At 67.0% G+C, this 12,302-nt stretch carries 10 protein-coding genes; 7 read left to right on the top strand and 3 right to left on the bottom strand.

Going from position 1 to position 12,302, the window contains the following annotated elements:
- Window positions 1–218: 218 nt before the first annotated feature.
- The 5 genes from LuPra_RS00695 to LuPra_RS00675 are packed head-to-tail and all read left to right on the top strand — an operon-like array spanning window position 219 to window position 6,385.
- The gene (locus LuPra_RS00695) at window positions 219–2,516 is read left to right on the top strand and encodes an MFS transporter (protein ID WP_110168981.1); all 2,298 of its coding nucleotides are present in this window, start codon (window positions 219–221) and stop codon (window positions 2,514–2,516) included.
- A complete protein-coding gene (locus LuPra_RS00690; protein ID WP_110168980.1) occupies window positions 2,509–4,782 on the top strand; it encodes a molybdopterin oxidoreductase family protein in 2,274 nt (757 codons plus the stop codon). The genes LuPra_RS00695 and LuPra_RS00690 overlap by 8 nt, the downstream gene beginning before the upstream one ends.
- Before the next feature lie 18 nt (window positions 4,783–4,800).
- Window positions 4,801–5,490, top strand: a complete 690-nt coding sequence (locus LuPra_RS00685; protein ID WP_110168979.1) for a 4Fe-4S dicluster domain-containing protein — start codon at window positions 4,801–4,803, stop codon at window positions 5,488–5,490.
- Window positions 5,491–5,492: 2 nt separating this feature from the next.
- Entirely contained in the window at window positions 5,493–6,137 is a 645-nt protein-coding gene (locus LuPra_RS00680) for a QcrA and Rieske domain-containing protein (protein WP_234800659.1), read from the top strand.
- Entirely contained in the window at window positions 6,134–6,385 is a 252-nt protein-coding gene (locus LuPra_RS00675; RefSeq protein WP_110168978.1) for a DUF6755 family protein, read from the top strand. Before LuPra_RS00680 ends, LuPra_RS00675 begins: the two co-directional genes overlap by 4 nt.
- A 56-nt stretch (window positions 6,386–6,441) precedes the next feature.
- On the opposite strand, the gene LuPra_RS00670 is transcribed toward LuPra_RS00675, so the two are convergent.
- The gene (locus LuPra_RS00670) at window positions 6,442–8,031 is read right to left on the bottom strand and encodes a flotillin family protein (protein ID WP_110168977.1); all 1,590 of its coding nucleotides are present in this window, start codon (window positions 8,029–8,031) and stop codon (window positions 6,442–6,444) included.
- Between the two features lie 15 nt (window positions 8,032–8,046).
- On the bottom strand, window positions 8,047–8,580 hold the full coding sequence (locus LuPra_RS00665; RefSeq protein ID WP_110168976.1) for an NfeD family protein: 534 nt from the start codon (window positions 8,578–8,580) through the stop codon (window positions 8,047–8,049).
- 197 nt (window positions 8,581–8,777) lie between these two features.
- Between LuPra_RS00665 and LuPra_RS00660 the strand changes: the two genes are divergently transcribed.
- On the top strand, window positions 8,778–9,140 hold the full coding sequence (locus LuPra_RS00660; protein WP_110168975.1) for a PadR family transcriptional regulator: 363 nt from the start codon (window positions 8,778–8,780) through the stop codon (window positions 9,138–9,140).
- Window position 9,141: 1 nt separating this feature from the next.
- Window positions 9,142–11,760, top strand: a complete 2,619-nt coding sequence (locus LuPra_RS00655) for an ABC transporter permease (protein ID WP_110168974.1) — start codon at window positions 9,142–9,144, stop codon at window positions 11,758–11,760.
- 25 nt (window positions 11,761–11,785) lie between these two features.
- On the opposite strand, the gene LuPra_RS00650 is transcribed toward LuPra_RS00655, so the two are convergent.
- Complete coding sequence (locus LuPra_RS00650; RefSeq protein ID WP_237050761.1) at window positions 11,786–12,154, bottom strand: FKBP-type peptidyl-prolyl cis-trans isomerase; 369 nt, start codon at window positions 12,152–12,154, stop codon at window positions 11,786–11,788.
- Window positions 12,155–12,302: the final 148 nt, after the last annotated feature.

Here is a 12,302-nt window from a genome sequence, read left to right as displayed (position 1 = left end):
GGCCGGCTTTGCCTCGAGGTCCTGCTTCCGGAGCCCCACGTTGACGCGGATGTCCTCCGTCGTCACCTCGCCTCGCTTCACACCATGCAGCGACCGACAGAACCGCGTATGCTGCTGCCTTCGAGCCGTTCCATACACGCATGTGAGCTGAACGGTTCCGTGAGACCGCCGGGCATCCCGAGGGTCCGCGATCGGTGGCGTCAGACCGGGTACACGACATGCGCGACAGGTCACGTCAGAGCACGCCCCCCGGCGGCCACGCCGACGATGCAGCCGGGTCGCCGACGCGCGCCCTGGTCCTCGCGACGATTTCGTTCGCGATCTCATTTGCCGCGTGGGGCCTGGTTGGCGGACTCGCCTCCGTATTCACGGGCCTGTACAAACTGAGCGCGTCCCAGACCGCACTCCTCGTGGCGGTCCCGGTGCTGCTCGGCTCGTTGGCGCGGCTGCCGATGGGCATGCTGACGGATCGGTTCGGCGGACGCCTCGTGTTCGCGGCGCTGCTCGCCTTTTCTGCCCTGGCCGCCTTCGTCGTTCCGTTGACCGGCAGTTACAGTTCGCTGCTCGTCGCGGCGTTCCTCATCGGCATGCCCGGCTCGTCGTTCGCGGTCGGAGCCGCCTTCGTGTCCCGCTGGACTCCAGCGGCTCGGCAGGGCACCGCGCTCGGGGTATACGGCCTGGGGACGATGGGGCAGTCGCTGGCGGTCTTCGTCGGCCCGGTCGTGGCGGCCAGCCTGGGCTGGGAGATGGTGTTCCGCGGCATGGCGGCGATCCTCCTGGCGTGGGCGGTGACGTACGTCCTGCTGGCGCGCAATCCCCCACAGCCCGGCCGCCCCGCAACGGTCGCAGCGATGGTCGCGATCCTGCGCGGCGCACCGACCGCGTGGCTGCTCGGCGCCTTCTACTTCCTGACCTTCGGCGGCTTCGTGGCGTTCTCGGTCTACCTGCCGACGCTGTTGCGGGCGCAGTTCGGCCTGGCCCCCGCCGATGCGGGACTGCGGGCGGCAGGATTCGTCGTGCTCGCGACACTCATGCGGCCCCTGGGCGGATGGCTGGCGGATCGGATCGGCGGTGCCCAGGTCCTGTCGTGGGTGTTCGGCGGTGTGGCCCTGTTCTCGCTGCTCCTGACGTGGCGGTCGATGGTGCCCTTCACCGTCGGCGCGCTCGGGTGCGCGATGCTGATGGGACTCGGCAACGGTGCCGTCTTCAAGCTGGTGCCGGAGCACTTCCCGAAAGATACCGGTACGGTGACCGGCCTGGTCGGCGCCCTCGGCGGGCTCGGGGGGTTCTTTCCGCCATTGCTCCTCGGCGTCTTCAGCGATCGCCTCGGCGCCATCTGGCCGGGGTTCCTCCTGCTGTCGGCGACCGCGCTGGCGCTCCGTGCGGCGAACCACCGCGTCTTCCGTCCCGGCGACATCGCGTGGACGGAGTCCTTGCCGGTGGGCGCACGTCAGGCGCTCGAGCGTGTCCGAGCCAGCGCATGGGCAGGGCTGGTCACGGCCACACTGGCAGCGGCCATCGTCATCGGGTCGCGCAGGCTCGAACACTTCGACGCGGCGCTCGTCGGCTACACGTTCGCGACGCTGTTTGCTGCGTTCGGGATCAGCTATCGATACGCGATGTGGCTGCAGCGTCCGCCGACACGCATGTATTGGCGGCGCGGGTGGCAGGCGTTCTTCTCACGGCGTGCGCTCGCCGGCAACACCCTGAGCCTGGGACGCCGGGCGCTGGTGGAGTTTGCGGCCAATGCTTACATCTTCCGGCGCGGCCGGCTCCGCGGACTCGCGCACTGGCTGATCATGTGGGGGTGCCTGCTCGCAGCGGCAATCACGTTCCCGCTGGTCTGGGGCTGGATTCACTTCGAGACCGTCCCCGGCAACCTGCACATGTACCGCACGTTCGTGTTCGGCATCCCGGTGCAGGACTTCCCTGTCGAGTCGGCGTTCGCCTTTGTCATCTTCCACGGGCTCGTGTGGGCGTCGTTCCTGGTCATTGCCGGCGTCATGCTCGCCTTCCGACGGCGCATGATCGATCACGGCGCCGTTGCCGTGCAGCAGTTCGGTCAGGACATCCTGCCGCTCCTGCTGCTCTTCGCGATCAGCGTGACCGGGCTGATGCTGACGGCCAGTTACACGTGGATGCGCGGTTACGCCTATGAGTTCCTGGCGATTCTCCACGCGGCGACGGTGATCGTGACGCTCCTGTGGCTGCCGTTCGGCAAGCTGTTCCACGTCTTCCAACGGCCTGCCCAACTCGGCGTCGGCTTCTACAAGGACGCCGGCGCCCGCGACCCGCAAGCCGCGTGCCGGCGCTGCGGACGACCCTACGCCTCGCAGTTGATGGTGCGCGACCTCACCACCGTCGAGCAGGAACTCGGCTTCCGGTACGAGTTGGCCGGCGGCGGGCACTACCAGGACGTCTGCCCCACGTGCCGGCGTGCACTCTTCGGCCTGGCGCAGGGGGCGTTGTGGCAGCAGTACCTGAATGAACCAGAGAGAGGTAGCGGTCGTGGCTGAGATTCCGGCCGATCCCCTTCGCATCATCGAACGGTTCGGACCGCACCTGTCGGCGATGACCGGGGCGCGGCTGTCGACCAGCGTCGAGCCGGATCGACTGGTCAAGACGCACTGCTGCTTCTGCGGGCAGCAGTGCGGGATTCAGCTCAAGGTCCGCGACAACGAGGTGATCGGCTTCGAGCCGTGGGAGGAGTTTCCGTTCAATCGCGGCATGTTGTGTCCCAAGGGCGTCAAGCGGTACCTGCAGGGCTCGCATCCCGACCGGCTGACGACAGCGCTTCGGCGTGATCCGTCCTCGGCGTCTGGCTTCAGCTCGCTGCCGTACGGCGAGGCGATCATTCGTGTCGCCAACGAGATCGCGCGCATTCAGCAGACCCATGGCCCCGGCGCCATCGGTGTCCTCGGCGGCGCCAGCCTGACGACCGAGAAGACATACCTGCTCGGCAAGTTCGCGCGCGTCTGCCTGAAGACGCCGTTCATCGACTACAACGGCCGGCTGTGCATGGTCAGCGCCGGCGCGGCGAACAAGAAGGCGTTCGGCATCGACCGGACGACCAACCCCTGGTCCGACATGGTCGGGACCGATGTGATCTGGGTGGCGGGGTCCAACGTCGCCGAGTGTTCGCCGATCACGACGAACTACATCTGGCAAGCGCGCGAGCAGGGCGCGAAGATCATCGTCCAGGATCCACGGATCACGCCTGCGGCCCGCACCTGTGATCTGTACCTGCCCGTGAAGCCGGGGCGCGACGCGGCGCTGTTTGCGGGCGTGTTGCAGATCATGATCGAGCGCGACTGGCTCGATCACGCGTTCATCGACGCCCATACGGTCGGCTTCGATCAGGTCGCCGCGTACTGCAGTGAGTGGACGCTGCCGCGGACCGCGGAGGTGACCGGCGTGCCGCAGCGGGCGTTGATGCTGGCCGCCGAGTGGTGGGGGACGGCGAAGACGAGTTTCCTCTTCCACGCCCGCGGCATCGAGCATCACTCGAACGGCGTGCAGAACTCGCTCGGCACGATCAACCTCGTGCTTGCGTCCGGCCGGATTGGCAAGCCGAAGAGCGGCTACGGCACCATCGTCGGCCAGGCCAACGGACAGGGCGGTCGTGAGCACGGACAGAAGTGCGATCAGCTCCCTGGCTGGCGCGACATCAGCAACCCCGAACACCGGCAATACATCGCCGGCGTCTGGGGGATCGACGAGCAGGAACTGCCGGGGCCAGGCGTCGACGCCTACGAGCTGTTCCGCAAGATCGACCGCGGCGAGATCAAGGGCCTGCTCTCGATCTGCTTCAACCCGAAGGTCTCGCTGCCAGACAACGCGTTCGTCACGCGCTGCCTCGAGAAGCTGGAGTTCTACGCCGCGATCGACTTCTTCCTCAACGACACCGCCTGGCACGCCGACGTCGTGTTGCCGGGCAGCCTGCACGAGGAAGACGAAGGGACGGTCACGCAGGTCGAGGGCCGCATCATCAAGGTCAACAAGGCCGTCGACTGCCCCGGTGACGCCCGCGAGGACTGGCGGATCATCCAGGACATCGCGCACGCGATCGGCCGGCCCCACGGCTTCACCTTCACCGAGCCACGCGAGATCTTCGAAGAACTGCGCGTAGCCAGCAAGGGCGGCGTCGCCGACTACTCCGGCGTGACGTACGAGAAAATCACGCAGCAGCTGGGCGTCTTCTGGCCGTGCTACAGCGAAGACCCGCGCACCGGCGTCGCGATCGCGGATCATCCCGGCACCCCACGACTGTTCGAGGCCGGCAGCTACAACCCGGTCGCCAGGGGCAGCGGCCCCTTCTACTTCCCCGACGGCCGCGCGCGGTTCAACGTCGCCGACTATCGTCCGCCCGTCGACGATGCGAGCGACGAGTATCCGATCTACCTGACGACCGGCCGGGTCGTCAGTCAATTCCTGTCCGGCACACAGACACGCCGTATCGGGCCGCTGGTGAAGCAGTACCCGGAACCACGGATCGAAATGCATCCGCGGCTGGCTGCCAAGCTGGGCATCACGGACGGTGAGTGGGCGACGGCCGAGACGCGACGCGGGACCATCACCCTCAAGGCGCAGGTGGTGACCACGATCCGACCCGACACCATCTTCATCCCGTATCACTGGGCTGGCCGGAAGAGCGCGAATCAGCTGACCGTGGCCGCGCAGGACCCGATCAGCAAGATCCCGCAGTACAAGGTGTGTGGGTGCCGAGTGCGCAAGGCGGATGGACCGCCAGACTACGACGCAGTGCTCGAGCCGCAGCAATAGACGGGCAGAACCGTTCCCATGGCCAAACCGGACTACCTGCACTTCTTCATCGACCCGAACCGGTGCATCGGTTGCCAGGCCTGCGTGCAGGCGTGCTCCGAGTGCGACACGCATCGAGGTGAATCGATGATTCACCTCGAGTACGTGAACCGCGCCGAGAGTGTGCAGACCGTGCCCGTTGTCTGCATGCACTGCGACCAGCCCACCTGCGCGGAGGTATGTCCGGCAGACGCCATCAAGCGTACCGGCGATGGGGTGGTCCAGTCAGCGCGCAAGCCGCGCTGCATCGCCTGCGGCAATTGCGTCGTCGCCTGCCCGTTCGGCGTGCCCGAAGTCTATGAAGATCGCAAGATCATGATGAAGTGCGACATGTGCTACGACCGCACCAGCGTCGGCAAGAAGCCGATGTGTGCGACGGTGTGCCCGAGCCAGGCGCTCTTCTTCGGCACGCGCGAGCAGATTGAACAGCTCCGCCCTCTCTCGGCCCCGGTCAACACCTTCCAGTTCGGGCACCAGACGATCACCACGCAGGTACACATCATGGTGCCGCGCAAGCTGGCCGCCGTCGCGCCGCACGTCGACGTCACCGCGGCGATGGAGGAACAGCCGCGCAACCGCGCGGTGTCGTTGAAGATGGTGGGCACGCCGGCCGCTGCGCACGGTACGGCGCCAGTCGAGAGCGACCCGTTCGCCGAGGTCGAGGTGTAGCGATGAGCGACGGCACCGATCCGCGTCATCGGGTGGATCCGGCGATCAACTCGCCCGGGCGCGAAGGGCTCACGGGCACGGCACCGGCCAACCTCTACGCGCCGTCGCTGGCACGCGATCAGATCACGATCGCACCGAACCTCGCGCCGGCCGACGATCAGCCTGCCTGGCGCCAGGACTTCCCGATCGACTGGCCGCAGGATCTGTACGTCGAGCGCCGGGACTTCATGAAGTTCCTCGTCCTGACCAGCGGCGCCTTCACGCTGGGCCAGGTGCTCATCGGGCTTCAGAACTGGTACCGGAAGCGCGCCGGCCAGCCCGCCATGCGTCGGATCGCGTCCGTCGATGATCTGGCCGTCGGCGCCGCGCTCCTCTTCACCTACCCTGACGAAAACGAGCCCTGTCTGCTGGTGCGGCTGACCACGAGCGAGTTCGTGGCGTTCAGCCAGAAGTGTACGCACCTGTCCTGCGCCGTGATTCCCAGGCCAGCCGAAGGCAGCTTCTACTGTCCGTGTCACGAGGGACGGTTCGACCTGAGGACGGGCGCGCCCACCGCCGGACCGCCGCGCCGGCCGCTGACGCGCATCGTGCTGGACATCCGGGGCCGGGACCTCTACGCCGTCGGCGTCGAGGAGCGGGCGATATGAGCGGCTCACTGAAGCGGCCGTTCAGCCGCGAACAGCGAACCACCATCGTTTACGGCATGCTGGTCTTCGTGCTGATTGTCGTGATCCTGCAACTGTGGCTGCTGACCGCGACCATGAACGCGTGGCTCGGAGGAGATGAGGCGGTCGTGTGGCCGGCGGCAGCCGTGAGTGCGGCCGGCTTCGCACTGAACGCCGGTCTGCTGACGTACCTGGGCCGGATCGAGCGCACACGCAAGCTCGGCGAGTAGGTCGTTCGGCCACGCGCGTTCATCGGCGCGACCGCGAACTCCGGACTCGATAGCGATCAGCCGCGTTTTGGCGGCGTGACGGCGGTTGGGGACGCGGCGGGCGGCGTGGGGACAACGGGCAAGGTTCCCTTTACGCCAAGCTGCTGCATGACGTCCGGGACGCTGAGGCCGAGCGCCTCCAACTGCTGAAGCAGGTTGAAGACGACAGCGGGACTGGTCTGCGCGAGCCGCGCGAGACTGCCGCCGCCGTTCTCCGACGATCCGTTCCCCGTGTCCATCACCACTAGCTTGTCGATGTTGCCAAACGGCGCGGCGACAGCGCCGAACACGCCGGACGAGGCCTCGATGATGGCTGGCAGCTTCTCGAGAATCGTCTGCAGGCGGGCGGCGTCGTTGAACTCCTTCCAGGCCTCGGCCTTGCGCAGGATGGCGGTGGCTTCGGCCACGCCCTGTGCCTCGATCGCCTTGGCTTGCGCGAGCCCGATGGCCTCGATCTTCGCCGCTTCCGCACGACCCTCGGCTTCGACGGCGGCCGCACGGCCGGCGCCTTCCTTGCGGAGCTTCTCCTGCTCTGCCTCCGCCATCGCGATCATCGCCGAGCGGCGCCCTTCTGCTTCGAGGATCGCGGACTGCTTGGCCGCCTCGGCGCGGACAACCGCCGCCTGGCGGTCCGCTTCGGCCGGCTTGATCACCGTCGCGTCGAGTTCCTTCTGCCTGCGCAGGACTTCCTGCTCCTGGACGGCAATCGCCTCCTGCGTCCGTGTCTTCTCGACCCGGACTTCCTCGGCGACGACGCCCTGGCGCGCGGTCGCTTCCGCGAGCGGCCCGGCTTGCGCCGCGCGCGCCTTCTGCGTCTCGATCTCGGCCTGGTACTGCGCCTGCCGGATCATGAAGTCACGGGACGACTGCGCAATCTCGGCGTCGGCCTGGAACTTCGCCTTCTCCCCCTCCTGCAGCGCCTGCGACGACTTGATCTTCGCGTCGCGGTGCGCCTCGGCCTCGCCGATGGTCGCGTCGCGCTTGACCTCCGCGGTGCGCCGCTTGCCGAGCGCGTCGAGGTAGCCTTCTTCGTCGCTGATCTCCTGGATCGTGAGCACGTCCACGCCGATGCCCATCTTCTCGAGATCGGTGGCTGCTTCGGTCGTGAGCTTCTGCGCGAAACTCTGTCGATCGCTGTTGACCTCTTCGACGGTCAGCGTGCCGAGAATCGACCTCAAGTGCCCTTCCAGCGTCTGGAAGATGACCTTCTGCACCTGATCGTGCGACATGCCGAGGAACCGCTCCGCCGCTGCCTGGAGCGACGAGTCGTCGCCGCGGATCTTCACGTTCGCGACCGCCTTGACCGAAACCGGGACCCCCTTCAACGTGTACGCCCGCCTGATCTCGAGCGGGATCGTCATCACGTTCAGGTGGAGGTACTCGACTTTCTCGAGCAGGGGAATCCGCAGCGCCGCGCCACCGCGCACCATCCGGTAGCCGACCGTGCGCCCGTCAGGCAGCTTGCGCTTGCGTCCGCTCAGCACCGCGACCGCGTTGGGCGAGACCTTGATGTAGTTGCGACTGAACAGGAAGGCGGCGGCAAACAGCGACAGGACGACGCCGAGAATCGAGAGGATCAGCGACGCGAGCTGGACATTTTCTGTCACATGAGACTCCTGTCCTCAGGTCTTCTTGACGATCACTGTTTCTCCGAGCACTTCTTCGATCTGCACCGAAGTGTTCTCGGCAATCGCCACCCCGTCACGCGTGCGGGCGATCTTGTCCATCAGCTCCTCGCCAAGGCGCAGGCGGACTTGCCCAACACCACCCGGCGGTATCCCGATGACCACGCGGCCGACTGCCCCGACCAGATCGTCGGCTCGGACTTCGGTGCTGACCTGCTGGTTGTAGAGCGCGCGAGCCAGCGCGTAGATCGCGCCGCCGAACACGATCCCGCTGCCGAACCCGACAAGCGAGGCCGGGATCGGACCGAGCCCGTAGTAGGTCGCGACGGCTCCGAATCCGCCGAAGGCGGTCACGAACACGGCCATCACGCGACTGCTGAAGAAGCCGGGGCCGCCGGTGGCGAAGTCGTGATCGGTCTCGAGGAAGTCGAAGAGCCCACCGAACGCGAGCGCCAGGACCAGGAACAGGAACCCGACCGCGCAGATCGAAAGGAACACCGTGAACGCCGAGAGCGGTGGCAGGAGATCCATGGGCAGCCGAGCTGGAGTGAGCCCACTCTAGGTAAGGCCCCGCACATTGTCAAACGCACCGGGGCCGTCGCGTGCTCGTCATGCGCCGCGTTGCTGACAACGTGGTTCGCGCGCCACGACGGCCGCTCCTCGATCAATCGTTGCCAGACGGAGCCTCCTGTTGACATCCGACCCAAAGGGGTCGACACTCGGGTCGGATGCCGACCAAGAGACAGGACAGCGATCGTGTGGCGTTGCTGCAGGGCACGTTGGACCTGCTGATCTTGAAGACGCTCGTCCTCGGACCGCATCACGGGCAGGGGATGGCGAGGACGATTCAGCGCCAGTCCGAAGACGCGTTCTCCGTCGACCACGGCTCCTTGTACCTGGCGCTGCAGCGCCTCGAGGACAAAGGCTGGATCACAGGCAGGTGGGGCGCGTCGGAGAACAACCGCCGTGCACGCTTCTACACGCTGACCAGGCAGGGACGAGCACAACTCGGCGAGAAGGCGACCGAGTGGCGCAAGTTGGCGCGCGCGATCGCCTTGATCCTCGGGCCGGAGCTCGGAGAGGCGGACTGACATGTTCTGGCGCCGACGACGATCCGAGGACGACATCAGCGACGAGATTCGCACCCACCTGGACCTGGAGGCCGACGACCTGGTCGCCGAAGGCTTGCCGGAACAGCAGGCGCGTGCCGCCGCCAGGCGAGAGTTCGGCAGTGTCGCGTTGACCCGGGAGCGGCTCTATGAGAAGGGCCGCGTGCCGTGGCTGGACGACGTCGTGCGTGACCTGCGGCACAGCGTCGCGCTGTACCGCCGTGCACCGGGGTTCACCATCGCGGTCGTGGTGACGCTGGCGCTCGGCATCGGCCTCAACACGGCAATCTTCAGTTTCGTCAACGCGCTGCTGCTGAGGCCGCTGCCGGTGCCGAACTCGGAGCGGCTGGTTGCGATCCACACGAGCGACTTCAGCGGACCTGCCCACGGTTCGACGGGATATCCGGACTACCTCGACTTTCGAGACAACGCCCGCGACGTGCTCTCCGGACTTGCCGCGTACTCGATGGAGCTGATGAACCTCAGCGACGGCGCCGCCAGCGATCGCGTCCAGGGTCATGTCGTCACCCAGAACTACTTCTCCGTTGTCGGTGTCGACGTCGCGAGGGGCCGGGTGTTCGGACCTGCCGATGAAGACGTCGTGGTCGTCAGCCACGGCTTGTGGCAGCGGATGTTGGGCGGTCGCGAGGATGTGCTCGGGCGACGGCTGACGATCAACGGCAAGCCATCGGTGGTGATTGGTGTCGCGCCGCCCGGCTTCACCGGATTGCTGCGTGGCTTGCCTGCCGACCTCTGGCTGCCGCTCGAGCGACAATCGCAACTCGCCGATCAATTGACGGAACGCGGGTCGCGATGGTTGACGGTCGTCGGACGACTCGCGGACGGTGTGGAACTGCCGAGGGCGCAGGCCGCGTTCAAGGTCATCGGGGACCAGTTGCATCGAGCCTACCCGCGGGAGTGGACCGATCTGAAGGGCGAAGGGAGACGCATCACCCTCGAGCCCGCCAACCAGTCCCTGCTCGTCGACCGCGCCGACGTGCTGCCGTTCATGACCACGCTGATGGCCGTGGTCGGCATCGTGCTGCTGCTGGCCTGCGTCAACGTCTCGAACCTCATGCTGGCGCGCGCCGCCGTGCGAAGCCGCGAGATGGCGATTCGATTGTCCGTAGGCGCGGGACGAGCGCGTGTGCTTCGACAGTTGTTCACGGAGAGCGTGCTGCTCGCAATGCTGGCCGGCCTGGCCAGCACGCTCGTTGCGTTCGCCGCAACGACGCAGTTGGTCCGAATGCAGCCGCCGCTGCCGCTGCGAATCTCACTCGATTTGAGTCCTGATGCGCGGGTCCTGGCGTTCACCGCCCTCATGTCCCTGCTGACCGCCATGCTGTTCGGACTGCTGCCCGCCCTCCGGATGACGCGACCCAACCTCACCACGGCGCTGAAGGGCGGCATCGCGGACGCCGGCGTCCATCGCCTGCGTCGTGGCTCCCTACGCAACGGACTGGTGGCCGTCCAGGTGGCACTGAGCGTGGTTCTTGTCGTTGGCGCCGGGTTGTCGGTGCTGAGCCTGCGCAGGGCTGGCGCGGTCGACGTGGGATTCGAGCCGCGAAACGTGGTGATCGCGTCGCTGAGTGCGGGGCGCCAGGGCTACGACGAGGCGCGGGCACGCTCCTTCTTCGAGCAGTTGGTCGCGCGTATCGAGGCGCTTCCGGGTGTGCGCTCGGCGGCGCTCGCATCGATCGTCCCGCTCGATTTCAGCGGCCAGCGCACCCGTGTCGACCTCCAGGGCTACACCCCCCGCAACGGCGAAGACATGGAGATCAATTTCAACGTCGTCGGTTCACGCTACTTCGAGACGATGCGAGTTCCGCTTGTGCAAGGGCGTGAATTCGACGCGACGGACCGGGTCGGTGCCATGGGCGCCGTGATCGTCAACGACGCGCTGGTGCGGCGGTACTGGCCGGACGGCATCGCGATCGGTAAGCAGATCCGGAGGGGTCAATCGGCATTCACCGTCGTCGGCGTCACGACCGATGGCAAGTACCGGTCGCTATCGGAGCCGCCGTTGCCGTACTTCTACCTGTCGCTCGGGCAGAACCTGCAGAGCGACCTGAGCCTGCACGTGAGGACGGACCGCGAACCGGTCGCCGTCGCTGGCGCGATTCGCGCCACGGTTCGCGAACTCGACCCCGACTTGCCGCTGACCGACGTTCGGACCATGGAGGACCATCTCGGTCTCGTGCTGATGCCGCTCCACGCAGCTGCCACGCTGCTCGGCGCTTTCGGTGCGCTGGCACTGGGACTCGCGGTCGTGGGCATCTACAGCGTCATGGCCTGCACGGTGAGTCAGCACACGCGAGAGATCGGCATACGCATGGCGTTGGGCGCGCGCCTCGGCGACGTGCTGGCGCTGGTCCTCCGCGAAGGGCTCGTCGTCGTTGGGGTCGGGTTGCTGGCGGGGGGCGCGGCTGCCGCCGGCGTGACCCGCTTTGCGGCAAGCCTGTTCTATGGAGTCAGCCCGACCGACCCGATGACGTTCGCCGGTGCGCTCGGATTGTTGGGCGTGGCCGGTCTGCTGGCGGCGTTGGTTCCCGCCTTGCGAGCAGCCCGCATTCATCCGTCCGACGCATTGCGACAGGGCTAGACAACGGGCGAGGCCGAGCGATCGGCTACGACTCGATGCGAATCAGCTCGACGTCGAATACCAGCATGCCGGCCGGGGCACCCGCGCGTCCGCCGTAGGCGAGGGGCTCAGGAATCCAGAACCGTCGCTTCTCGCCCTCCACCATCAGCTGCACGCCTTCGGTCCAGCCGGCGATGACCTGGTACAGGCCGAAGGCGATCGGTTCGCCGCGGCTCACCGAGCTGTCGAACATCTGTCCGTCAGTCGTCCAGCCCGAGTAGTGGACGAGTACGCGCGAGCGCGGGCCCGGATGCTGTGTGCCGGTCCCGGCTTCGAGCTGGCGTGAGGCCAGCCCGCTCGGGGTGACGGTGGCATCGGCCGGCGGTGCGGCGACATCGGCAGGTGCAGGAATCATCGAAGTGGCTCCTCGGTTTTCGCCCAACATGGCCCCGCATGGGTGCGGCGCCAGCAGGCCACCGAAGCATCGCACATTCGCGATCGACCGGCTGGCAGGCGCCACGCTGGCGTTCGAGGGCAAGGGGGAAGACACACTGCTCGTCTGG

This window comes from Luteitalea pratensis, assembly GCF_001618865.1.
Taxonomy (GTDB): Bacteria; Acidobacteriota; Vicinamibacteria; order Vicinamibacterales; family Vicinamibacteraceae; genus Luteitalea; species Luteitalea pratensis.
Note: the sequence above shows the minus strand (reverse complement) of the source record. Positions and strands in the feature narration are given on the sequence as shown.

Coding starts and splice junctions, on each gene's coding strand:
- LuPra_RS00665 (WP_110168976.1), bottom strand. CDS start 8,580: ATGGATCTCCTGCCACCGCTCTCGGCGTTCACGGTGTTCCTTTCGATC.
- LuPra_RS00695 (WP_110168981.1), top strand. CDS start 219: ATGCGCGACAGGTCACGTCAGAGCACGCCCCCCGGCGGCCACGCCGAC.
- LuPra_RS00680 (WP_234800659.1), top strand. CDS start 5,493: ATGAGCGACGGCACCGATCCGCGTCATCGGGTGGATCCGGCGATCAAC.
- LuPra_RS00675 (WP_110168978.1), top strand. CDS start 6,134: ATGAGCGGCTCACTGAAGCGGCCGTTCAGCCGCGAACAGCGAACCACC.
- LuPra_RS00650 (WP_237050761.1), bottom strand. CDS start 12,154: ATGATTCCTGCACCTGCCGATGTCGCCGCACCGCCGGCCGATGCCACC.
- LuPra_RS00660 (WP_110168975.1), top strand. CDS start 8,778: ATGCCGACCAAGAGACAGGACAGCGATCGTGTGGCGTTGCTGCAGGGC.
- LuPra_RS00655 (WP_110168974.1), top strand. CDS start 9,142: ATGTTCTGGCGCCGACGACGATCCGAGGACGACATCAGCGACGAGATT.
- LuPra_RS00685 (WP_110168979.1), top strand. CDS start 4,801: ATGGCCAAACCGGACTACCTGCACTTCTTCATCGACCCGAACCGGTGC.